19 protein-coding genes are annotated in these 24386 nt (G+C 48.8%); 9 read left to right on the forward strand and 10 right to left on the reverse strand.

Annotation, left to right across the window (positions count from 1 at the left end; genetic code table 11):
* Positions 1-352: 352 nt before the first annotated feature.
* The 3 genes from EZV61_RS04630 to EZV61_RS04640 are packed head-to-tail and all read left to right on the forward strand — an operon-like array spanning position 353 to position 3419.
* Positions 353-1651, forward strand: a complete 1299-nt coding sequence (locus tag EZV61_RS04630; RefSeq protein WP_130566640.1) for an NCS2 family permease — start codon at positions 353-355, stop codon at positions 1649-1651.
* Between the two features lie 26 nt (positions 1652-1677).
* The gene (gpt, locus tag EZV61_RS04635) at positions 1678-2157 is read left to right on the forward strand and encodes a xanthine phosphoribosyltransferase (protein ID WP_114338681.1); all 480 of its coding nucleotides are present in this window, start codon (positions 1678-1680) and stop codon (positions 2155-2157) included.
* Positions 2158-2177: 20 nt separating this feature from the next.
* Complete coding sequence (locus tag EZV61_RS04640) at positions 2178-3419, forward strand: alpha/beta fold hydrolase (protein WP_114338680.1); 1242 nt, start codon at positions 2178-2180, stop codon at positions 3417-3419.
* Here the strand turns inward: EZV61_RS04640 and EZV61_RS04645 are convergent.
* The gene (locus EZV61_RS04645; protein ID WP_114338679.1) at positions 3400-4902 is read right to left on the reverse strand and encodes a GGDEF domain-containing protein; all 1503 of its coding nucleotides are present in this window, start codon (positions 4900-4902) and stop codon (positions 3400-3402) included. The genes EZV61_RS04640 and EZV61_RS04645 overlap by 20 nt on opposite strands.
* Positions 4903-5265: 363 nt before the next feature.
* Here EZV61_RS04645 and proB point away from each other — a divergent pair, with 363 nt between their 5' ends.
* Entirely contained in the window at positions 5266-6384 is a 1119-nt protein-coding gene (gene proB / locus EZV61_RS04650; protein ID WP_114338678.1) for a glutamate 5-kinase, read from the forward strand.
* Between the two features lie 9 nt (positions 6385-6393).
* The gene (locus tag EZV61_RS04655; RefSeq protein ID WP_420810805.1) at positions 6394-7659 is read left to right on the forward strand and encodes a glutamate-5-semialdehyde dehydrogenase; all 1266 of its coding nucleotides are present in this window, start codon (positions 6394-6396) and stop codon (positions 7657-7659) included.
* A 55-nt stretch (positions 7660-7714) separates the two neighbouring features.
* Here EZV61_RS04655 and EZV61_RS04660 read toward each other — a convergent pair whose 3' ends face one another.
* Positions 7715-8593, reverse strand: coding sequence for a U32 family peptidase (locus tag EZV61_RS04660; protein WP_131414490.1), 879 nt, complete (start codon positions 8591-8593; stop codon positions 7715-7717).
* Positions 8594-8606: 13 nt separating this feature from the next.
* Positions 8607-9602: a ubiquinone anaerobic biosynthesis protein UbiU gene (ubiU, locus tag EZV61_RS04665; RefSeq protein ID WP_130566645.1), complete on the reverse strand. Its 996-nt coding sequence runs from the start codon at positions 9600-9602 to the stop codon at positions 8607-8609.
* A gap of 134 nt (positions 9603-9736) precedes the next feature.
* On the opposite strand from ubiU, the gene ubiT reads away from it, so the two are divergent.
* Both ubiT and EZV61_RS04675 read left to right on the forward strand, forming a co-directional pair.
* A complete protein-coding gene (gene ubiT, locus EZV61_RS04670) occupies positions 9737-10252 on the forward strand; it encodes a ubiquinone anaerobic biosynthesis accessory factor UbiT (RefSeq protein ID WP_131414491.1) in 516 nt (171 codons plus the stop codon).
* Positions 10253-10446: 194 nt separating this feature from the next.
* Entirely contained in the window at positions 10447-12573 is a 2127-nt protein-coding gene (locus tag EZV61_RS04675) for an alpha-amylase family glycosyl hydrolase (RefSeq protein WP_131414492.1), read from the forward strand.
* Positions 12574-12666: 93 nt separating this feature from the next.
* Here the strand turns inward: EZV61_RS04675 and EZV61_RS04680 are convergent, their stop codons facing one another.
* The 5 genes from EZV61_RS04680 to trhP form a co-directional block, all read right to left on the reverse strand.
* Complete coding sequence (locus EZV61_RS04680) at positions 12667-12927, reverse strand: YfhL family 4Fe-4S dicluster ferredoxin (protein WP_114338673.1); 261 nt, start codon at positions 12925-12927, stop codon at positions 12667-12669.
* Positions 12928-13145: 218 nt separating this feature from the next.
* Entirely contained in the window at positions 13146-14606 is a 1461-nt protein-coding gene (locus EZV61_RS04685; protein WP_131414493.1) for an efflux transporter outer membrane subunit, read from the reverse strand.
* Position 14607: 1 nt separating this feature from the next.
* Positions 14608-17781, reverse strand: coding sequence for an efflux RND transporter permease subunit (locus tag EZV61_RS04690; RefSeq protein WP_131414494.1), 3174 nt, complete (start codon positions 17779-17781; stop codon positions 14608-14610).
* A 9-nt stretch (positions 17782-17790) separates the two neighbouring features.
* On the reverse strand, positions 17791-19017 hold the full coding sequence (locus tag EZV61_RS04695; RefSeq protein WP_165569529.1) for an efflux RND transporter periplasmic adaptor subunit: 1227 nt from the start codon (positions 19015-19017) through the stop codon (positions 17791-17793).
* A gap of 307 nt (positions 19018-19324) precedes the next feature.
* On the reverse strand, positions 19325-20737 hold the full coding sequence (gene trhP / locus EZV61_RS04700) for a prephenate-dependent tRNA uridine(34) hydroxylase TrhP (protein ID WP_131414496.1): 1413 nt from the start codon (positions 20735-20737) through the stop codon (positions 19325-19327).
* 199 nt (positions 20738-20936) lie between these two features.
* Here trhP and EZV61_RS04705 point away from each other — a divergent pair, with 199 nt between their 5' ends.
* Together EZV61_RS04705 and EZV61_RS04710 are read left to right on the forward strand one after the other, a co-directional pair.
* Complete coding sequence (locus EZV61_RS04705) at positions 20937-21782, forward strand: HDOD domain-containing protein (protein WP_114338668.1); 846 nt, start codon at positions 20937-20939, stop codon at positions 21780-21782.
* A 54-nt stretch (positions 21783-21836) separates the two neighbouring features.
* A complete protein-coding gene (locus EZV61_RS04710) occupies positions 21837-22682 on the forward strand; it encodes an HDOD domain-containing protein (protein WP_131414497.1) in 846 nt (281 codons plus the stop codon).
* A gap of 72 nt (positions 22683-22754) precedes the next feature.
* On the opposite strand, the gene rdgC is transcribed toward EZV61_RS04710, so the two are convergent.
* Positions 22755-23672 carry a recombination-associated protein RdgC gene (gene rdgC, locus EZV61_RS04715; RefSeq protein WP_131414498.1) on the reverse strand — a complete coding sequence of 306 codons (918 nt, stop codon included), beginning with the start codon at positions 23670-23672 and terminating at the stop codon, positions 22755-22757.
* Positions 23673-23747: 75 nt separating this feature from the next.
* Positions 23748-24386 (reverse strand): MBL fold metallo-hydrolase, encoded by a 639-nt coding sequence (locus EZV61_RS04720; protein WP_114338665.1) that lies wholly within the window; start codon positions 24384-24386, stop codon positions 23748-23750.

The following is a 24386-nucleotide window of genomic DNA, read 5'->3' on the forward strand; positions in this document are numbered from 1 at the left end:
GAGGGTGTTTACTTTGGTGAACACCCATCGCTTGTTGGCTTACTTTGCTAGTGTTTATTTGGGTCGGCGTGGGTGGCTTTTGGTTGGCTATGCTTTGTTTTATCGTTAAGCAAAAGGGAGCATCTTTTGGCCTTTGTTGACACATGTCAAGCGTGCCTATTGAAGCTCACGGCTAGATCGCGATAATGGCGCACCATCAGCGATGTGTTTTATTACGCTCGCGAAACATTCGATCCTCATCTATATCTAAATCTACACGTTTGGATCGCACATATTAAAACGAATAACAAACCTGACAGCCTCCGGTTGCCGGGATTTTTTTATAACTTAAAGACAGAACAGGAAGCAGACGATGCTGGAGAAGTTGTTCCAACTTAAGGCCCACAAGACCAGTGTAAAAACTGAGGTGGTTGCCGGAATTACGACGTTCCTGACAATGGCATACATTGTTTTTGTGAACCCTAATATTTTGGAACTGGCTGGCATGGACAAGGGAGCGGTGTTTGTTGCTACCTGTCTCGCCGCTGCCATTGGTTGTTTCATCATGGGCTTGTTGGCAAATTACCCTATCGCACAGGCGCCTGGTATGGGGTTGAATGCGTTTTTCACGTTTACCGTTGTGATGGGCATGGGTAAAAGCTGGGAAGTCGCATTGGGTGCGGTGTTCTTGTCTGGTGTTCTTTTTGTTCTGCTTAGCCTTTTTAAAGTACGTGAATGGATAATTAACTCCATTCCGCAGGTGTTAAGGGTCGGCATTGGTGCCGGTATTGGTTTGTTTCTGGGTCTTATCGCACTCAAAAACGCAGGGATTATTGTTGATCACGGTGCCACGTTAGTAACCCTTGGTGACGTCAAAACACCTGGAGTGATCCTCGCTACGCTTGGCTTCTTCCTCATTGTTGCCCTGGAGTATCGCAAGGTAAAAGGCGGTGTCATGATCGCGATCCTTGCTATCACTGCGATCTCATTCCTGTTTGATGACAAGCAGGTTTATCACGGTCTTGTTTCTATGCCGCCTTCTATTGCGCCAACGTTTGCTCAGCTCGATATAGCAGGGGCGTTTGATGTTGCTATGATCAGTGTGATTTTCGCCTTTTTGTTTGTTGATCTATTTGACACCGCTGGCACCCTCACAGCCGTTGCTCAGCGCGGTAACTTAACCGATGAGAAAGGCAACCTTCCGCGTTTAAGTAAAGCGCTGCTGGCCGACTCCTCAGCGACAGTTGCCGGTGCTGTTCTGGGTACTTCAAGTACGACAAGCTATATTGAAAGTGGTGCGGGTGTAGAAGAGGGTGGTCGGACAGGACTGACAGCCGTTGTGGTTGGCATCTTGTTTTTGCTGGCGCTGTTTTTCGCACCGTTGGCTGGCATGGTGCCCGCGTACGCGACCGCCGCTGCACTATTTTACGTTTCAGTACTGATGCTTTCTGGCTTAGCTAATGTGAAGTGGGATGACCTGACTGAGTCTGCGCCTGCTGCAGTGGTAGCCGTGTTGATGCCTCTGACTTTTTCTATTGCGAATGGTATTGCCTTGGGCTTTATCAGCTACGCAGTTATTAAGGTACTTAGTGGCCGTCATAAAGAGGTCAATGTTGCTATCTGGGTATTGGCTATTTTGTCAGTGATTAAGCTGGCTTTCGTCCCTCACTAATAGAACACTGCGATCAAGAGGACGCTATGAGTTTTAAAACCAACAAAGAATTTTTTGTCTCATGGGAAGAGTTTCATCGTGCCACCAGAGAATTGGCGTTGCGTCAGCTGCCTGCTGACCAATGGAAAGGCATTATCGCAGTGACGCGTGGTGGCCTGGTTCCTGCGGGGATTTTGGCGCGAGAGTTGAATATTCGCTATATCGACACCGTTTGTATTTCCAGTTATGACCATGACTCGCAGCGTGAACTAAAAGTGCTGAAGGGTGCAGAGACCTCTGACGGTGAAGGTTTCTTAGTGGTTGATGATTTGGTTGATACTGGCGAAACCGCGAAAGCGATCCGTGAAATGTTCCCTAAAGCCAAATTTGTGACTGTATATGCTAAGCCTCAGGGCAGCCCTTTAGTGGATGAGTATGTTGCCGATGTGGAGCAGGATACTTGGATCCAGTTCCCTTGGGATATGCAGCTAAATTACATCGCACCAATTGCGGAATCGGAAGCTTAGCCTATTCAGGAGCAAAAGTTATGACGTCGATGATGGATATGAAGGAAGACAATGTTGCCGCAAGAGTGGGTGTGCAACGGAGTAGGGTAGCTGAAACATCGACGGTCAGCGGTGCGCGTGATAAAAGTTGGATCCCACCAGAGGGGTTACATTGGTACCGTGAGCATAGGTTCCTGCGTTGGATCATGGCTGGGGCAGACCCGATTGTGGTTCAGGAAGTGCTGGCGAAAATTGCGGCGTCGGATAACCCCCGTAGTTTTGATGCTTTGCTCGACACCGTTGAAGGGTTTCGTCCCGGAAACTGGGTGTTTGAATGGAGCCAGGAAGCCGCACGTTGTCAGGCGCTGGCCAAAGAGGTCGTAGCTAGCGATCATTTTGCTGCCCGTGACCACCTGTTGCGCGCTTCGCTCTATTACACCATTGCTAGTTACCCTCATCTGCGAGGTGATCAGCTAGCCCAAGAAGCCCGTGTCCGATCTAACCATGCGTACCGTGAAGCGGGGCGCTGGTTTCCTTGTCCCTTGCGGGTGCTAGAGGTGCCTTACAAGGGCCAGAAGATTATCGCCAGTCTTCACCTTCCGCATGACGACTTTCCACCGCCAGTGGTGATTGTGTGTGGTGGTGGCGATGTGTTGCAGAACGGTTTTTTTCATCTTTTCGACGATGTCTTACGCCCCGCCGGTTTTGCTATGTTGACGGTGGATATGCCTGGAGTTGGTTACAGTGAACGCTGGCCAATTAACGAGGATATCTCGCGTTTACATCAAGCCGTCCTTGAGTTTTTGCCATCATGCCCTTGGGTTGATGATAAGAAAGTCGCGATGATCGGTTTGCGAATGGGCGGGAACATTGCTACACGCCTTGCTTATCTTAAGCCTGATTTACTTAAGGCCGTGGTGAACATTGGCGGCCCGCTGCACGAGTTATTTGTCAATGGGCGGATGACGTCAATGTTGTCGCCGATGCTCAAGGATCAGATAGCCTCCCGCCTCTACACTGATGTAAAAGAGATAAGTAACTTTGCTGTAAAAGCGCAAACATTCTCTTTGGTGCGTCAGGGGCTTCTATCACGAAAGTGCAGAGTGCCGATGTTAGCTGTGGGTATGGAAGCGGACGAGCAGTTTCCTGAGGATGATATCAAACGCATGCTTAACGCAAGCCGCGAAAACAAACGCCTAATGGTCGATAGAGCGGATATTATTCACAGCATGGAGCAAGCGTTTACCCAGAGTGTCGCTTGGCTTAAACCTTATTTGACGTAACGCTGACCTGGTTACCGCCCTTGCTTTTCGCTTGTACCAAAGCGTGATTGGCTTGGGCGAGCAGTAGTTCAATGGTGCAATTCCCTTCCGGCAGCATTGGCAGGCAACCTATACTAATCGATAACATTTTATGCTCGGAATCGGCGTGAGGAATGTTTAACTCACTTATTGCTTGCAGCAATTTATCACCAACTACTTTAGCGCCAGCACCATCAGTGTCCGTGAGGATGATGGCAAATGTGGCGCCGCTGAGTCGAGCAACCAGATCTGTGGCTCGATGAAGATTGCCTTCCAATGTTTTAGCCACCTCTTTAAGAGCGGAGTCCCCGAGAGCAACCCCATATCGTTCGTTGAAACTCTTAAACATATCCAGATCGCATAGGCCGAAGCAGAGGTAATTGGAAAGCTGCTTAGCGCGTGACCACTCTTGTTCGAGAAACTCTTCCAACCTTTGCCTATTGGCCAGCCCGGTTAGTGTGTCAGTTTTGCTCAATAACTCGACTTGGTGTGAAAGCTTCAACAGGCGATTATCTTGCTGTTGGATATGGCGCATTAACAAGTTACATTCGCGGGTCAGACCATCGCCTACGGTGATAGTAATTGGGTGGTGGTAGTCACTTTCGATATTTCTTTGTTGTAGTGCTTTTTTTAGTTGTAGTTGAGGCTGGATGAACTGTTTTAGGATGAGCGTGGCAGAGATCACCAAAGCCACGAGCCAGCCTATCAACAGACAGATTTGTGCTTTGGTTAACCCGCTAAAGGGTAGCGTTGTTGGTGCGCTGACCTCCCACAGCATCAAGGGGGTATCACTGCTGTCGGCGATGACCCAACGTAATTTGTCGGACATTCGTACTGGAGAGCGTTCGCTGTAAGGTATCAATGATGCGGCAGCACGTCGCAGAGAGCCAGGGGTGCTGTTGTCATGCAACCAAATAGCATTCAGCGGTAGAGACCAGTGTGTTTGCCAAGTGTTTATTCTGGCGGCTGTCCAAAGCTGTATCGCGACCACTTGTTGTGATAACTCATTTCTTGCTTTTACAACTAGGGCGGCTCCCGATGGTGTATTCAACCAAACAGGATGTTCTGAGCTGCTATCGAAGGGTTGGTTGAGGATCTGACTGAGCAGGAGAGTAAGCCTTTCTGGGGCTATCTGTTGATTGGAAATAGGCTCTTTACCTGCAGTAAGTAAAAGCTGTTGTGTGCTGTCCAGCAGCCATGCTGCATCGAATGTTTTATCATGCCAGCCTTGGTTTATTTGGCGTTGAAAGAAATTGTTATCAAGCTGAGCGGCGTTTTGCTTAAGCTGAAAGGAAGTGGCTTTAAGCGCTAACTGGTAGCGCTCTATGGTTGCGCGATCTAAGGTATCTTGTGTCGCTATTTCGGTGGGCTGCAACCAGAAGTAGCGGCTCGCCAATAAGGTTATTAAGCCAACGGCAAATGCTAAAACGAAAATTCCCAACAGCCTTGTGGTGAGCCTGCTCATTCATTGGATCCTATAAAACCATCATGCTAAATATAGCCTGATATTGGTTTTCTTAAACTAAAACCTGTTGTTAGATCCGAGCGTTAGCAATATCACTGACTATTTTGGCCATTTATCCATGTTTATCGGGAAAAGCCGTCTGTTTCTGGCTCTTTTTAAATTGGGCTGCAACTCGCCCGATAACTCAGCAATTTTATGTCGTAGTGCGGATTGGCAGTTGTTAGCCTGAAGTGGTTGCTGATGCTCTGAAGAGCAATATTTTTTCTCGCCGGCGTTCGCCTATTGCATGCCCCCCTTTAGTCGCAGTATCCTGCACAACTTCCTTATTGGTAAAGTAACCTTTACAGCGAGTAACAGGATTAGATGGGCGAATTAGCATCAAAATACCCAACCATTGTTGTCAAGCTGGGCACCAGTGTGCTTACCGGCGGCAGTCAGTTGCTCGATAAGGCGCATATGGTTGAGTTAACGCGCCAAATAGCTGCTTTGCATAAAGCGGGTTGTGAAGTGGTGTTGGTATCGTCTGGCGCAATTGCTGCAGGCCGTGAACACCTCAACTTCCCCACCATAGCCGATAATGTGGCGTCGAAGCAGATGCTGGCTGCGGTTGGACAGAGCCAGTTGATACTTACTTGGGAGTCTTTGTTCAACTTATATGGCCTGCACGTGGGGCAAATGTTGCTAACCCGTGCTGATTTAGAAGATCGTGAGCGCTACCTGAATGCACAGGACACGCTGAAAACGTTATTGAAGCATCGCATTGTTCCGGTGATTAACGAAAATGACGCGGTGGCGACAGCAGAGATAAAAGTAGGCGACAATGATAATTTATCGGCGTTGGCTGCGATCTTGGCGGATGCCGATCTGCTGCTGCTGTTAACTGATCAACCCGGGTTGTTTACTGCCGATCCTAGGAGTAACCCTGACGCTAAGTTAATTCGGGAAGTCGAGACTATCGACGAAACGCTACGGAGTATTGCAGGCGACAGTGTGAGTGGCCTGGGTACGGGGGGCATGGCAACCAAGCTACAGGCGGCTGATGTAGCAAGGCGCGCGGGGATTGATGTCATTATTGCTGCTGGACACCACCCTGATGTCATTACCGGAGCCTGTGGTGGTGAGTCGGTGGGAACCCGTTTTGTGGCACATCCAGCCCCGTTGGATGCTCGGAAGCAGTGGCTATTTGCCGGACCAAAGCAGAGCGGCTCTATTCATATCGATGCCGGTGCGGTGAAAGCGATATGTAATCAGGGCTCTAGTCTGCTGCCCGCGGGGATCGTCGCTCTTGAAGGGAGTTTTTCCCGCGGTGCCCTGGTCGCTTTGTGCGATGAAAAGGGGTGCGAAGTGGCACGTGGGATCAGCCGTTACGGCATGGAAGAGTTGAAGCAGATCATGGGATGCCATTCAGAACAGATTAGTGAACGTTTACAAATACATTTTGGCCCGGTTGTTGTTCATCGTGACGACCTGGTTTTGATTTAAGCGCAGAGGATGCAGATGAGCGTATTGCAAACCCTTGGTCAACAGGCCAAGCAAGCCAGTTATGAACTGGCAACCGCCTCAACTCGGGCGAAAAACAAAGCGTTGATGGCGATCGCCGATGGTCTGGTGACACATCAGACCGAGATCTTGACGGCTAATAACAAAGATATTGAAGCGGGACGTGCTAATGGCTTGGCCGAGGCGTTGCTCGACCGTTTGTTGTTAGATGAGTCTCGTCTATCCGCAATCGCTGCCGATGTTCGCAGTGTCGCCGAACTCGCTGACCCCGTGGGTGAAGTGATCGAAGGTCGCTTGCTGGAGAATGGCCTGCGGTTAAGCCGCCGCCGCATCCCTGTCGGTGTCATGGGAGTGATCTACGAAGCGCGCCCTAATGTGACTATTGATGTCGCAGCTTTGGCGTTGAAAACTGGCAACGCAGCGATCTTGCGAGGGGGAAAAGAGACTGTTTACTCAAACATGGTGTTAACTCGTGTTGTGCAACAGGCATTGGCTGCCGCTGAGCTACCTATGCAGGCGGTGCAGTATATTGAAAACCCCGATCGTGCTTTGGTTGCTGAACTGCTGCGCTTGGACAATTATGTAGATATGATCATCCCCCGCGGTGGTGCAGGTCTGCATAAGCTCTGTAAAGAGCAGAGCACTATTCCTGTGATCACCGGTGGTATTGGTATCTGCCACCTATTTGCAGATGCATCGGCCGATTTGGAAAAAGTGGTTGATGTCGTTGAGAACGCCAAGGTTCAGCGACCAAGTGTGTGTAATGCCCTCGATACGTTACTGGTACATGAAGCTGCGGCTGCAGAGTTGCTGCCTGCACTGGCCGAGCGTTTGGCGCAGTCAGGCGTTGAGCTTCGTGCTTGCGAACAGAGTTTGCCTTTGTTGACTGGCAGCAGCGCAAATGTGCATGCTGCAGGAGCTGAAGACTTTGATCAGGAATGGTTGGCGTTAATCCTAGGGATTAAGGTTGTTGCAGATCTAGAAGCGGCGCTGATGCATATTCGTGAGCACAGTAGTGAACATTCTGATGGCATTCTAACCAACGATATGGCGAACGCGACAGCCTTTGTTAATGGCGTGACGTCGTCAGCCGTTTACGTGAATGCTTCAACACGTTTTACTGATGGTAGCCAGTTTGGCTTAGGTGCTGAAGTAGCGGTTAGTACTCAGAAACTGCATGCCAGAGGTCCAATGGGTTTGGTTGAGCTTACCACCTATAAGTGGGTGATCGAGGGCGACTATACCGTTCGCTCGTAACAGGTATCTGTTATCGTGAAAAAGGCAGCGTGAGCTGCCTTTTTTATTGTGCGCTCTATTGGCTTTGCACCATCCCTGCGAGGCGGTGCCAATAGCCATTACATTCATCAGTAGATAAGGGGGAATGAATGGGGGCGGTTAGCTGCTGTTTGAATGCCGAGACCAAAGGCGCAATATCTATCTGTTGCGGACTGATGCGGGCGATGTCAACTTTCCCCACCATGTTTGGTATTTCGTTGAATAGGTTGTAACTGAGCCCTGATTGGGTTTCCAAGCCATTAAGGGTAAACAGACGTTCACCTTCCTGGCTATGGACTGCACGTCCTTGGGGATAGTTCAGGCAGCATTTTTGACATTTATCTTTGGGACGATCTTCAGAGCGTGCAGTAAAGCAGCGTGCAGAATAGGCCAGGGGAAGGTGGCCATGACTCTGGACTTCTACTTCAAACTGCTGCCTGATACCGGCGTCTTCCGCTTGTTCTAGCAAGGTGTATAGCCAGTCTGATGATAGCTCTACTGGCATCACCCAGCGGCTCATGCCCATGGCTAACAATCGCTGCAGGGCACTGAGGTTGTAACAATTGATTTGGCTGCCCACCACGAATGGAAGTTTGCGCTCGCTCATCTGTTGTACTGCGGCAATATCATTGGCCTCTACTAATAGCTCACCGTTATCGCAGTAGCGTTGCAGCTCTTTCAGTTCCGACTCTGCGGATATCAGTGCCAGTGTCGATAGTACTATCTGCTTGTTGCTGTTATTGGCCAACTCTTTTGCGAGTGAGAACCATTGTTCGCTGTTTAACTCACGGCGTTTACTGCATACCACCTCACCGAGGTAGATAATATCTGCCTCGCTTGCTATCGCTTGCTGATAGAAGGCTTCTATTTCTGTTTTCGGCCAATAATAACGGACTGGGCCAAGTGAAATCTGCATTGTTCTGTTCCTGTTACTGCCAGGCTTTGTGATAAGGACCCAGGGTGGTTTGATAGCCTTCGGACAACTGGCTAAGTTCGGCCATGCCCTTAGGATCGGGTTGATAGGCTTTGCCAACACGCTTCGCTTGGTCTATTGCCTCGCGCCATACTTGCGTTACCTTTGCCACATAGGCAGGGCTGCGTTGTCGCCCCTCTATTTTTACCGCGGCAATGCCTGATTGCAGTAAGTCTGGTAATAGCTCTAAGGTATTGAGACTTGTGGGCTCTTCCAAGACATGATAGCGCTGACCATCGACATCAAACCGGCCTTTGCACAGTGTTGGGTAACCGGCATTTTCATCTTGACCAAAACGGTCGATCAGTACTTTATTCAGCCGTACATCTAGTTGATCGTCTCTTGATTCCCAGCGAACGAACTTAGCGGGAGAGCAGGCGCCTGCGGTATTTGGGCTCTCTCCTGTCATATAAGAGCTTAAATAGCAGCGTCCTTCAGACATGATGCAGAGACTACCAAAAGCGAAAACTTCCAGTTCTACATCGGTGGCCTGAGCCAACTGTTTTACCTGTTTAATAGACAGCACTCGGGGTAATACGACCCGTTGCACACCAAATTGCTGTTGATACATGCGTATCGCATCGGCGCTCGTGGCTGATGCTTGCACTGACAGATGAAGCTCTGCATCTGGGTATCGATTAGCGGCATAGTCAAGCACACCGATGTCGGCAAGAATAAGGGCGTCAATACCGCTGGCTACGGCCGCATCTACAGCATACTGCCAGCGTTTTTCAGCGCCTGGGTGGGCGAAGGTGTTGATAGCTATCTGAACTCTCTTGCCCCGTTGATGAGCATAGGCGATACCTTGTTCGAGTCGCTTTTCATTAAAGTTCAGACCCGCAAAATGACGCGCGTTGGTGTCATCTTTTAACCCTAAATAGATGGCGTCAGCACCATGGTCAATGGCGGTCTTCAACGCTGGCAAGGTGCCAGCTGGGCACAATAACTCCATGTTTTTGTCTCTATCGAACACAATTGACTGCATTGTAGGGAGCGGCAGCCGTGTTCGGTTTGACCTGAGGCAGCTTTTGCTTGGCTAAAGCTGCTTATACTGCGCAACAGAAAAATCAAATAAGCAGGTTAACTATGTTGCCCCTTAAGTTACGCGACTGGATTGTCAGCCATGGACCGGGATTGGTTCGTCGGCCACTCAGTGTTACTCCCTTTGCTGTTTATAGGCCGTTGCTGGCAAAGGTATTAGATCAGCTGCTGGCTGAACCGCTGGCTGAAGGGGAGTTAGATTTCCTTGAGGGACGTTGGTTAAAGATCGACATTTCAGACCTTGGCATGGAATTCTGTCTTAGTGTGTCGAATGAACAGATGAAATTGTCGTCAAATATTCCTGATAGCGATGTCATTTTTTCGGCGCAACTAAATGATTTAGTGCTGATTTCTGCCCGAAGAGAAGATCCTGATACCCTGTTCTTTCAGCGAAAGCTGAAAATTGAGGGGGACACAGAACTCGGGTTAGAAGTGAAAAATTTATTGGCTCAGTTAGATATGGAATTGTTGCCTGGCTGGTTGCAAAAATCGTCAGAAACCGCGGCAGACTGGGTTGAATCAGCTAATCGCCGCCAGTTGATAGAGAGTGACCCTGCTTAGTGTATGGCTAAAAAAAGCGCAATTTCATGACCTGCACCTATTGATTTTTGCGTTTTATTCGTTCCAGCATCGATAGTTTTTGCGCCAGCTAGCAATTATTAAATATGAGCTACCTCACATTTACAGTTCATGGTTAAATGGCTGCCAATTTTGTGACAATTGTAATTTTTAGCGGCTAAATTAGAGGACGCAGTATGAAGTTCGAAAAGTCTTTATTAGCATTGGCGCTCGCCGGTGTGTTGACAGCATGTGGTGGTGGTAGCAGTGGCGGTGGTGAAGAGCCGCCGGTTGTAGAGCCGCCTATTGATCCGCCCGTCGGTGACGTGGTTGACATCTCAGTAGAGCTTGCAAAACGTCCTTTAGATGAGCGTCTGTCATGCTATCAAGGAACGGGTGAAGAAACCTGTAACCTGCGCATATATCAAGTGATGGTTGAAGCTTTTATTGATGGCGACACTAACTTTGATTACAACACCGCTTATGGTAACAGCCATCATAAAGGTGATATTCAAGGGATCATCAATTCACTAGACTACATTGAGTCTTTGGGGATGAACGCTATCTGGCTGACCCCAGTGTTTCAATCAAACACCCCCGATGCGCGCTTAAATGGTACCGGTTATTTCGCTGGTGACTACTTCACTGTTGACAACAATTTTGGTACCAAAGAGCAGCTGAAAACATTGGTCGACGAAGCGCATGCTCGCGGCTTGTATGTGTTCTTGGATGGCGTATTTGGCCACCATAGCGGTAATACAGCAGGCTCGCCTGAAGGGCGAAGCCTGAGCACTGACGGTCCTGCGCAGGGCAGTGGTCAGGAAGCTGTTTACCCAGATGATCTGGACTTCTACATCGAAGTTGCTACCTATTGGGTGAACGAAATTAAGATTGATGGCTGGCGTTTAGACCAAGCTTATCAGGTGCCTGTAGAGTATTGGGATAACATTCGTACCGCCGTAGAAACCGCCTCTGCTGGTGTCACCTATACCAATAAAGATGGTGTAGAGGTTAACCCTCTGGGTTACATGGTTGGTGAGATCTGGCGTAGTGCCGGAGAGATTGCTAGCCAAGGTTATGGCACTGAAGCTGCGCCCGCGTTGCTTTCTAATTTCGACTTCCCAGTTCGCTACTCCACCGTGCAAACATTTGCTGTGGATGAAGGTGGTACAGGGGATCGTCCTGCGACTCACCTTGATACAGGTATGATGCAGTTACTGGCATACCCAGATCATGCTCAGCCTAACCTGATGATCGGAAACCACGATATTTTACGTTTTGGCGATCTATTACAGCGTGGTAATTTGGCTGAGCCTGATGAAGCGGAATATTGGGCACGCCACAAAGCAGCATTTGCGTTTATGGCTGCTTACAGTGGTCCTATTACCCTGTATTACAATGATGAAATTGGCTACGAAGTACCGGGTTTTGCAGACCAGGTGAGCAATACGACATGTGCTGACCAAGGGTTATGTGACGATCACGTTGCTCGTACCAGCGGACGCATTGAAGGTGTTCCGACGTTGGTGGGTGAGACACCTGTAGAGTTGACTGCTGAAGAAGCCGATCTTAAGCAATACGTTGCTGACATCATGGCTATAAGAGCCGCTAATCCTGCGTTATATAACGGTTCTCGTACGCATATTCACTCCGATGAATATATCTATATTGATCGTAAAGACGCTGGTGACAATAACGTATTGGTGATGGTTAACACTAAAGGTGTTGAAGCTAACGTTACTATCCTCGGTACTGCGATCGGAAGTGATGGCCAATTGGTCAACTTGATGAGCGATGCTGCAGTTGAGATTGCTGCCGGCGAGTACGCTGTTACTTTACCCGCGTTTGGTACAGCGTTTTTCGATATCACATCACCGACAGCTGAAGGTCCATCGTTAGGTGATGGTGATAACTTGGTTGGTGAAGGTCCGCTGGCTGATTGTTCTGCCGCTGATGCTGGAGAGGTTGGTCCCCTAGGCATGGATATGTTTATCCGTGGTAACTACGAAGGTGGAGATAACTTCGGTGCAACCCCTGATAGCCACAAGTTCGCCTACAAGGGTGATAATATCTATCAAGTTGTTGTTGATGAAGCTCAGCCAGCAGCGTTTGGCTTCAAGTTTGCGGATGCAGGTTGGAGTGCTGAGTTTGCTGTTGAAAATTCTGGTGCAGTAAATATCGGTACCGAACAGACTATGGCTCCAGCTGTGGGTGCAGGTACAGAGTCAACGATCTTCATCCCAGAAGCAGGTGAATACGTTTATAGCTTCCGCATCAATGCAAGCAATGATGGCGGTGAGTTGATGGTTAGCAAGTGTGAGTAATCACTGTCGCTAAACACTAAAAAGGAGGCTTCGGCCTCCTTTTTTAATGCTTGTTTTAGCGTGTCAGATTGATAGCCTAGGCGCGATATTTAGCTAGTTTGGTTCTATGCCGTATAGCTTATCGAATTTTGCCCATAGCTGTTCCTCCGTATCCGGGTGTGCGGGATCAGGAATAATGCAATTTTTAATCGGGCAGACACTGACACAGGTGGGATCATCATAATGCCCCACACATTCGGTACACTTCTCGGGATCTATCTCGTAGATCTCCTCACCCATCGCTATCGCTTCGTTCGGGCACTCCGGCTCACACATGTCGCAATTGGTGCAGGTATCTAGGATCTTTAATGCCATATCAATAAACTATGTTCGTATAAAACGGTTTGGCGATTTATGTGAGGTATTGTCTCAGATCTACTTAGGCTAATCTCACTTTTTTGATTTTAAGCTGCCGATTGCTAAGGCGAAGAAACTTATCAATGAATAAAACTCACCGTGTTTTCGGTCACATAGGGTAACAAAGCAACCCGCGTGGGGAGGGTTGCTTCAGGCCTGCGTAAAGCGAACAGCAACTATAAGATAGGCTGTTGTTCCATCTTTTCTTCTACGTTAACAGTTTCAGTGGCGGTTGCGGCATCATCAACCCAGCCGCCGCCCATTGCTTTGTATATGTTTATCAGCGATGTGTAGTGAGAGACTTGTGCATCCACGGTGATCAACTCAGCATCAAATAGTTCTGTATTGGCGTAGAGTACATCGAGGTAACTCGCAACACCGCTTTCAAACCGCATGGCGGCATACTTTGCATATAGGCGCAGTGCCAACGTTCTTTTCGATTGCGCCTCGTACGTTCGTTCGTTGCTACTGGTCGATACCAACGCATCATTGACATCGCGGAATGCGTTAATAACCGCTAACCGGTAACTGGCTTCTGCTTGATTTCGTCTGGCTTCTGCTGATTGGATTTGGCCTTCTACCCGCCCGAAAGTAAATATTGGACCGGTGATATTAGCGCCAAGGTTCCATGTTTTTGCCGAACCATCAAGCAAGTCATCCAAGTCGGCACTCGCCAATCCGAGGGCGCCGGTTATCGATATATCGGGGTAGTAGAGGGTTTCTGCTACGCCAACTTCTGCATTTGCGGCGACCAGATTCTGCTCGGCTTGCATTAGATCTGGGCGGCGGGTCAGAAGCGTCGACGGTAATGATGAGGGTACTTTGGGTAGCTGCATCTCATCCAGCTCTTTACCCCTGACAATCCCTTCAGGGTTTTTACCTATCAAAGCAGCGAGCAAATTTTCTTGCGCTGCAATTTGAGCTTCAAGTTGCGGTATAGATGCGATGGCTTGTTGATATTGGGAGTCAATTTGCGCCACTTCCATCATCGAAACCGTACCGTACTTATGTCTGAGTTCGAAGATATCTAGGCTTTGCTTGTAGCTCTCTGCTGTTTCATTGGCGATGGTCAATTTGCGATCTAAACCTCGCAGATTGATATAACTGGCAGCTACGCCGGTTATGACAGACATGATCACACCACGTCGACCTTGCTCAGTTTCATACACTCTCGCGATCGCGGCTTCATTTTGGCGTTGCACGCGGCCAAACAGATCTAACTGCCAGGTAGCCCCCAGTGCAGCTTCGTATTGCGAGTAGTAAGGGTCTGAGCCTGGTATGAAACCATAGGCTTCTTTGGATATTCGATTGCGCTCGGCTCCACCGTTATAGCCTATTTCGGGGAAAAACTGCGAACGGGTTGTGCTGAGTAAGCCCAAGTATTCTTCAACTCGGCTGGCAGCGATCTTTATATCTAAGTTTTCCGCTAAAGCGAGATCGATTAACCGATTTAGTTCGGGATCATTAAATTTTAACCACCACTTCTGATTGACTAGCTCAGATGCCGAGCTGTAGTCCATTCGCCACGCGTCGGGTAGTACTAAGTCGGGGCGTTGATAATCTGGCCCGAGGGTACAACCTAACAATAAAAACGTAGCTAGCCCGGCACTCAGGTAAAGCTGTTTGAGAGGTCTCATATTAACTCCCCTCCTGTTGACTGGGGGTCAGCTCTTGTGGCGCATCATGCTCTTCCGAGCTCTTCGAGAACTTATGACTCATGGTTTCGATCAGCACGAAGAACAGAGGCACGAAGAAGGATGAAATCAGTGTAGAAGCGAGCATTCCGCCAATCACCCCGGTACCGATAGCGTGCAGGCTATTAGCCCCTGGGCCAGTCGCAATGGCCATAGGTACGCAGCCAAGAATAAACGCCAATGAAGTCATGATGATTGGTCTGAGTCGTGCGCGTGCGCCCTCAACGGCGGCTTCAACTAGATCCATGCCTGAACGGTAATTGTCTAAAGCAAACTCAGTGATCAAGATGGCGTTTTTCGCTGAGAGCCCGACTAATGTCACTAGCCCGACCTGAAAATAGACGTCATTTTCCAGCCCTCTGCCCCATGTCAACAGCAGTGCTCCACAGATGGCAAAGGGAACCGCCAGCATTACCCCAATGGGCAGGGTCCACATCTCATATTGTGCTGCCAAGATGAGGAACACCATGATGAGGCCAAAGGCAAAAGCAATAATGGCGGTGTTGCCTGCTTGTTTTTCCTGGAACGCTTGTCCTGACCACGCGTAGTCATAGCCCGATGGCAATACTTCGGCGGCAACGCTTTCCATTGCCGCGATTGCTTGACCAGAGCTATAACCCGGGCTTTGCGCGCCGGTAATTTTTGCTGAGGGGAAACCGTTAAACCTGGGCAACATGTTGGGGCCTGAAATAAAGCGATGGGTGGCAACCGCTGATAATGGTATCTGGACACCGGTCGTTGATTGCACATAGATATTGGAGAAGTCGCTGGGATCATCTCTATATTTCCCTTCGGCCTGAATAATGACCTGCCAGATCCGCCCGAATTGGGTGAACTGAGAGACATATTGGGAGCCAAAGTAGGTGTTAAGCGTCTGGTAGATATCTTCTATTGGCAGCTTCATCAGCTCTGCTCTGGCACGATCGACATCAAGGTAAAGTTGACGCTCTGTTGCTGAGAATGAGGTGTTCATACCCGCCAGTTCCGGACGTTTTCGTAATGCAGTTAAATACTCTTGAACAACTTTTTCTAACGCTTTTGGCGTACCGCCACTTTTGTCCTGAATATAGAGCTCAAAACCACCGGTAGTGCCTAGGCCCGGAAGGGAAGGTGGGTTGACCAATACGCCTATACCATCATCAATACCCGCTAAATTTTTGCGACTTCGATTGAGGACATCAAAAGAGCTCATGCCAGGCTCTTTGCGCTCCTCGAAATTTTTTAATTGCAAAAATAGTACGCCACTATTTGTACGGTATTGGGAGTCAATAATGCTGTAGCCATTGAGCTGTGCGATCGCTTTGAGAGCGGGATCCTTCATTGTCCGCTCAACAATGTCGTCATTCACTTTTGTGGTTCGTTCAAGACTTGCTGCATCGGGTTGCATACTGACCCCAAACAGATAGCCCTGATCTTCTTCAGGAACAAAGCTCGTGGGTAATATTCTAAACAATGCCACGACGGCGAAAATAACCCCAAAAAATATAGCGATGCCTATGATCCGATGATTGATCAACCACCTGACGCCAAGGATGTAGATATCAGTGAATTTTCCGAAGTATTTTTCGAAGCCGACAAAAAATGCATTTTTCTTTTTGTCTTTATCCGGTGGTCGGAGGATGATGGCGCTGAGCGCTGGTGATAGGGTTAAGGCGACAATCCCGGATATCACCATGGCAATGGCTATGGTGATGGCAAACTGTTTATACAGGGTACCCGTCATTCCGCCCAAAAATGCAATCGGCAGGAACACAGAGGAGAGTACAAGTACAATAGAGACAAGTGCGCCGGTAAGTTCTTGCATCGCCTCTTTGGCGGCCTCTTTTGGTCCTAAGCCTTTGGTTTCCATCTTATGTTCGACCGCTTCGACCACAATAATAGCGTCATCCACCACTAAGCCGATAGCCAAGATCATGCCAAACAGGGTCAACATATTGGTGGAGAAATCCAACCCGTAAATACCTATATAAGCACCAATAATTGCTACAGGCACAGCGATGACAGGCACAATCGTTGCCCGCAAGCTTTGCAGGAACAGGAACACCACTAGCACAACGAGTACAACCGCTTCGAAAAAGGTATGAACGACTTTTTCAATGGATGATTTAGTAAATTCAGTCGTGTCTAAAACAATCTCGTATTTTACGCCTTTGGGGAAAGTTGGCTCCAGCTGTGCGAGAACCTCTTTTACCCGCGCAGATGTCTCGAGGGCATTGGCGCCGGGTTGCTGATAGACAACAAGAGACGACGACGTGATGCCATTGGTTTTCGTGGTCAGTGAATAGCTTTTTGAGCCCAGTTCGCTTTTACCTACATCGCGAATTCGGACAATTGCGGCATTCTCTTCATCGCCCGAGCGGATATTGATGTTGTCAAATTCGCTGGGTTTTACCAGCATCCCCTGACTGGTGATCGGGAAGTTTTGTATTGTTCCTTCCGGAGCGGGGTTGGCGCCCAATTGGCCTATACCAAAAGTTTGGTTCTGGCCGCTGATAGCGTCAACAACTTCGGGTACCGTAATACCCATCTGTGCCATCCGGTCGGGTTTGAGCCAGATACGCATAGCTACATCTGGCAGGGGAAATACTGTCGATAAGTTAGCCCCTGGCAAGCGCTTGACGGCATCCCAAACGTAGAGATTCACGTAGTTGTCCAAATCTACTTTGGTGATCTCTTCATTCTCACTGGTAAAGCTGATCACCATCATGAAAGATTGCGAGACTTTTTGCGTGGTAACCCCTTGGGCACTGACGGAAGCGGGCAGCTGCGGCAGGGCTTGGCTCACTCGGTTTTGAGTGTTTACCTGGGCAATATCTGGATCCGTGCCAGGCTCAAATGTGACGATTAGCGACATATCACCAGAGGATGAACTACTGGAGACCATATAGATCATGTCATCTACACCGTTGACCTGTTGTTCAATCGGTGCCGCTACCGTATTTGCCACCACTTCCGCGGTCGCCCCTGGGTAGTTTGTTGATATGGTTACTGTTGGCGGCGCAATATCGGGGAACTGTGCGATCGGCGTGGCTGTCATCGCCATCGCCCCCGCAAGCACAATAACAATTGAGATGACCGCTGAAAAAATAGGGCGGTCAATAAAAAAACTTGGTCCCATGGTGACTCCCTATTTACCGGCCGCTGAATCCGCTTTTGGACTACCTGTCTTGCTCTTTGCATCACCCGATTTGGCTTTGGGGATGTAGTGGAGAGCTTTGACTGGCATCCCGGGACGAATAGCTTTAAAACCATCAACGATAAGACTGTCACCTTCGTTGAGGCCGTTCTCTACGATCCAACCATCACCTACCCATTCACCTGTGGTAATAGGTCGCTCCTCGACCAAACTTTGATCATTGACCAATAAAACGGCTTGTCCCTTAGCGCTTTGCTGTACAGCTTGTTGTGGTACGACGATAGCGTTAGGACGTATGGCACCGAGTAGATTTGCCGAAACGAACATTCCGGGACGTAAATGAAAGTCAGGATTGGGAACGACCGCTCTCACTTCAACGGTACCGGTCTTTGAGTCGTAAATTGGCGAGGCAAAATCTAGGTAACCAGTGTGAGGGAAAATTGAACCATCAGCCATGACGATTTCGAAGCTGAATTTCTTACCGGTTGGGGTGGTGATGAGGCCTTCATCTTGTTGTCTTTGGTAGTCTTCCATCTCGTTTTGAGAGATGGCAAAGTTAACCCAGATAGGATCTAGTTGTGCCACGTAGGAGAGGTTTGCTGACTCGCTGACAGAACTTAGATATGCCCCTTCTCTTTGTTCGGCTGCGCCAGTGAGTCCGGTTGCCGGTGCTTTGATGGTGGCATAGCTCAAATCTAAATCTGCGCTAGTGACGTTAGCTTTGGCGGCAAACACGGCAGCTTTTGCGGCTTGCTGTTCGCCAATCGCTGTATCTAGGTCACTCTGGCTCATGGCATCGGCTTCTGCCAGTGGCTGGATCCGTTTCAAATTGGCTTCAGCTGTCCAGAGTCTGGCTTTGGCCGCCTCTAGCTCACCTTTAGCGGCATTCAGCAGGCTAATGAAAGGGCGTTTGTCCATTTCGAACATGACGTCACCCTCTTTTATGAGTGTTCCCTCGTCATAATTTATCTTATCGAGAAAGCCTGATACCCGTGCCACAACAGCGACTTCCCTCGAACTTTCTATCTGTGCTAGGCGGGGGATCTTGAATGGTACGGTCTTGGTGGTGACACTGATAACTTTGACTTCATGGGGAGGTGGGGCTGGTCGTGGAGCGTTATCGCTACAGCCCTGTAGCAAGCTTCCTAAGCCAAATAAAGCAATGAAATAACACCACCGCTGACTGAGACAATTCCTGTTTTTGAGTTTTCTAGCCACGACCTCTTTCCTTGTGCTAATGCCTACACAAATGTTCGTAAATATAAGGTTAGAACAATTTTTCTGTATTTCTCTAAATATTGTTGATTTTTAAAACAAATAAGTAATTTAGAGTCGCTAGGTAAGGGACTTGGCGGAGCAATATAAGGCAAAGAAAAGTGAGTACGGTGTGGAGAGTGCTGAGAAACCGCTGCTGAGAGTATTGGCTGCTAGTTTGATATGAATAAGAATAGGAGTGCGGTTGTTAGCGCGCTAACTATTTAGCGCGCTTGCTGATTTAAGTGCTGCAAGTGTTCTTGTTGCCGTATTAAGTTGCCTGAGCGAAAGGTTGGCGGGTGTTTTCGCTCTCTTGCAAGTTGCGCATCAGGATCCCGAAGCTAACATCTATCTCTTCGGGGATCGGCAGGTAGACGGTATATCCTGAGCCAGGTGCAACGCTCATCGCCTCACCTTTCGCATTTTGCATCTCTTCCAGTGTGAAGGTCAGGTTACCCTCAGGTGTCATCAGCTCTATGCTATGGCCGATCTCAAACTTATTTTTGACTTCGACTTCGACTAAGCCTGTTTCTGCGTCGCGGCCGGTTATCTCACCAACAAACTGTTGAGTTGTACTGACTGAATGACCGTACTCGTAGTTCTGCGTTGCACCGTGGCGATGACGTTGAAGAAAGCCTGGTGTATAGCCGCGGTGAGCCAGATGTTCCAGACTCGTCATCAGATTGGGATCGAACGGCTTGCCAGCAACAGCGTCGTCGATTGCCTTACGATAGAGCTGAGCAGTACGGGCAACATAATAGAAGCTTTTGGTACGTCCTTCGATTTTTAGCGAATGTACACCCATCTTGGTTAGTCGTTCGACATGCTCAATGGCACGAAGATCTTTCGAGTTCATGATGTAGGTGCCATGCTCATCTTCAAACGCTGGCATATATTCGCCTGGACGCATCTCTTCTTGTAGCAGGAATATTTCGCTGCTGGCTGGGCCTTCACCTAATGTTGCGTCAGCTTGCTGTGCGGTGATTTCCTGCACTGCAATAGCCTCTTGCTGACGTTGTGCTTCTTTTGGATCTACGGCGACAACATCACCGGTTTCTGTTTCCTTCGCTTCGTGGGCATCGTATTTCCAGCGACAGGCGTTGGTACAGGTACCTTGATTGGGATCCCGTTTGTTGATGTAACCAGACAACAGACAGCGGCCAGAATAAGCCATACATAGTGCGCCATGAACAAAGACTTCTAACTCCATATCTGGCACATGTTGACGGATCTCTTCGATCTCATCGAGGGAGAGTTCACGGGACAGAATGACGCGCTCAATCCCTTGGCTTTGCCAGAATTTAACGGTGGCATAGTTCACCGCATTGGCTTGCACCGACAAGTGGATCGGCATGTCGGGAAAGTTCTCCCGCACCATCATGATCAAGCCTGGATCTGACATGATCAGTGCATCAGGCTTTAGTGCGACGACTTCGCCGACATCTTTAATGAAGGTCTTCAGCTTACTGTTATGGGGAGAGATGTTGCACACAACATAGAGCTTCTTGCCAAGCGCGTGCGCTTCATCGATCCCTTGCTTCAGAGTTGGAAGATCGAACTCGTTGTTGCGAACTCGCAAGCTATATCTGGGTTGCCCTGCATAAACCGCATCTGCACCATAGGCGAAGGCGTAGCGCATGTTTTTAAGGCTGCCTGCGGGGGAGAGTAATTCTGGAACGAACATGGGCGCAATAACTCGTGTGATGACCGGTTTAGGGCGGCGAATTCTACACCTAAGGCGCATTTTCAGCAACTCGGCTGGTTAAATAATCACCACCTTCATATCCTGTGAATTAGCTCCCGAACCCAGATGTCATCGCTGTGTTAACATGCGCCAAAATCAGCTTTGGCTAACAGTTTCAATAAGAATAGAGAACCTTTGAATGTCCGCAGAAGAAGCCCTGTTTCACATATTGGAAGCCCAGCTGGAAAATGACGAATTGGTGTTACCTTCATTGCCTGAAGTGGCTATTCAGGTGCGTGATGCTGTTGATGACCCTGACAGTACATTGGCTCAGATAGTCGATGTGGTGAGTAAAGATCCTGCGCTAAGTTTACGCCTTATCCGTATTGCTAACACCGCACATTATGCGCGAGCGGCTAATGTGTCGACGTTGAATGCGGCTCTGCATCGCATAGGCATGCGGGCGATTAAGAACATTGCCATTGCCATGGCGCTGGAACAGTTGTTTGTCTGCAAAAATGACATTGTTCGTATTTATATTGAGCGAGCGTGGCATCAAGCTGTCGATGTCGCTGCGGCTTCAACGGCGGTGTTTGCGAACTATCGTGAAGACCATCGTAGTAGCACTGTGTCGGCTGATACTCTGACGCTGATGGGACTCATTCATAATATCGGGGTGTTGCCGATCTTAGCTGAAGCGCAGCGTCATGATGACGTTTTTGCTAATCCTACCTTCTTAGATCGTGCTATTGCTCGATTCGGTGCCAGAATTGGTGGCGCTATCATGAAAAAATGGGGCTTTGGTGAAGAGTTTGCTCAGTTAGTACGTGATTGGCGTGATATGTCTGTTCAGCCAACCGCTATTTCCTATTTGGATTTCGTGCGGGTTGGTGCAATCTATGCCAAGGTTTCGAAGGATGAGAAGTTAGTGGAGAATATTCTGCAACTGACGGCTGAAAAAGGAATTTTCCAAGAGGGTGAGTCGCCGTTTGAACATGAGATGTTCATGACCCGTTTCCGTGAAATAAAAACAGCTTTTGAATAGTACTAAGGTATATCTTCATTCCTTAGCTAAGTTTCTGAATTTCGAGAACTATATATGTCGTCCGAAAATACTTTGTTAGACAACCTGCTTGAGCAGATTAAAACTGACGCACTGGTGCTACCGACTCTACCAGAGATCGCGTTGCGTGTGCGTGATGCGGTTGATAACCCTGAAGCGAGCTTACACAGCATTACAGATGAGATCGCTAAAGATCCTGCGTTAACTGCAAGCATGATCCGTATTGCTAACAGTGCGTTTTATGCACGAGCGGTGAAAGTAACGAATCTAAATGCTGCGGTGAATCGCATTGGTTTGGAGCAGGTGAAGAATACTGCAACATCGATGGCGATGAAGCAGATGTTTATTTGTCAGAACGACGTGGTGTTTGATTACTTTGATCGCGCTTGGTGTGACTCGGTTGATGTCGCCAGTGCCGCCGGTGCTATCTTCGCCGCTTATAAGCTTAAGCACCCGGGCACGGCATTGGAGAGCGATACTCTCTGTCTGATGGGGCTTGTCCACAATATTGGTATTTTGCCTATCTTGGCGGAAGCGGAGAAAAACGCTTCCGATTTAGCGAACCGTGGTTTTCTCGATCAGGCGATCCGTAAGTTAACTAAGCACATCGGTGTCGCCATCATTAAGAAGTGGGACTTTGATAAGTCATTCGCCATCGCTATTGCCAAATGGAATGCGGATGATTACGAGCCGAAGAGCGTTGATTATATAGACTTTATCCGTATAGGCGCAGTTTATGCTGGCTTGTTAGGGCAGGGGAAAGCGCAGGTCGATTTGTTACAGCCCTATTTGGAAAAAGGGGTGATCGAATCGCTAGAACTATTTGATACTGACGAGTTTAAAGAGCGTTTTGCTGAAACACAGGAAGCGTTTAGCGCTTAACTCCTGTTCTTGGTGACAATAAAAAACGCGCTGTTCAGCGCGTTTTTTATTGTCTAACGCAGGGCGTTATGACTATTCGGTGTCGTCGCTTTGTTCGCCACCCAGTGCTTCCAGTAACTCAGGAATAAAGTTCGCCAGTTCCCCACACATTAATAAGAAGTCGGCATCAAATTTAGCTGCAGCATCTACATCGTCGCTGTTGCCGCTCTCTTCTCGCAATAGGTCATTGAACTTGAGTCGTTTTATCACTAACTCTTGCTCTAGCAGGCAAGTCAGGCGTTCGCGCCAATCGACAGCTAACTTAGTGACCATCTTGCCCGCTTCGAGATGAGCGAATATCTCGTCGCTGGTTAGATCTTGTTGCTTACAGCGGATAACCCCGCCATCTTCCTGGGTATCTCTCAGCTCTGCTTCTTCAAGCAGGCTAAAGCCTGTTGGCATCGGGCCATTTTTCACCCAATCTGTCATGCAGGCGGCGGGATTGGTATTGCTGGCTAGAGGGACTACGGGCAATGAGCCGACCGTCTTACGCAGAAGCGATACCAGTTCATCGGCTTTACCGGCACTGGAGGCGTCGACAATCAGTAGATTCTCTTGCGGTGAGACATAGGCAAACGTCTTTTGACTCCGAGTAAAGGCGCGGGGCAGCAGTTGCATCTCAATCTCTTCTTTGAGTGTCTGCTGCTCTTTGCGTGGGACTGGGCGTCCTTGTGCTTCCTCTATTTCGGCGACTTTGCTATCCAGTGCTTCTTTGACGACCGCAGACGGCAGTACGCGTTCTTCCCGGCGCATACATAGCAACAGGTTACCGCTGGCAGCGTGCAGTAGGGTTTGACCGTGACGGCCTAAAGGCGCAACCCAGCCTAACTGTTGCCGGTCCTGGCTGCCACATGGAGTGAAGGCAAATTCGGCCAGGGCTGTTTCCAGTGATTCTTCATTCAGCTCGCAAGGGCGGCTGAATCGATATATACGCAGGTTTTTAAACCACATAGTTATTCCAATTCAGAAAGGCTTGTATTAAAAAACGGGGCTTATTGAGCCACAGCAATGCCAGTTCAGCAAGGCTCAGCCTCGCACAAATTGATTTGTCCGGCGTTCTTCGCCAAAGGTTGATTCAGGCCCATGACCGGGAACAAAACGGATATCATCACCCAAGGGCAACAGCTTTTGTTTAATTGAGGCGAGGAGGGTCGGAAGATCCCCTTTCGGAAAATCAGTTCTGCCAATGCTGCCACGAAATAACACATCACCGACCCAAGCGGTGGCGCTAGGCTCATGGTAAAAAACGATATGTCCCGGTGTATGCCCTGGGCAGTGCAGGACTTTTAAGGTTTCATTGCCGACGGTGACGGTGTCACCATCGTCCAACCATCTATTGGGCTCGAATGTATCAACCTTGGCAAAGCCAAACATCTGACTTTGTTGCGGTAGTGAATCGATCCAGAACTTGTCATCCAGGTGAGGGCCTTCAATGGGAAGACCGCTGGTTTGAGTCAATGTTGCAGTGCCACCAATATGATCGATATGGGCATGCGTCAGCAATACCTTGCTTAGTGTCAGATGTTCGTTTTTAACTGCTTCTAACAGACGATGTACATCGCCACCGGGGTCAATGAGGGCTGCTTGCATGGTATCGGTGCACCAGAGTAGCGTGCAGTTTTGGGCGAATTGGGTGACAGGAATGGTTTTGTATTTTAGAGCCAT

Origin of the sequence: Corallincola luteus (genome assembly GCF_004336975.1) — a bacterium.
Lineage (GTDB): Bacteria > Pseudomonadota > Gammaproteobacteria > Enterobacterales > Neiellaceae > Corallincola > Corallincola holothuriorum.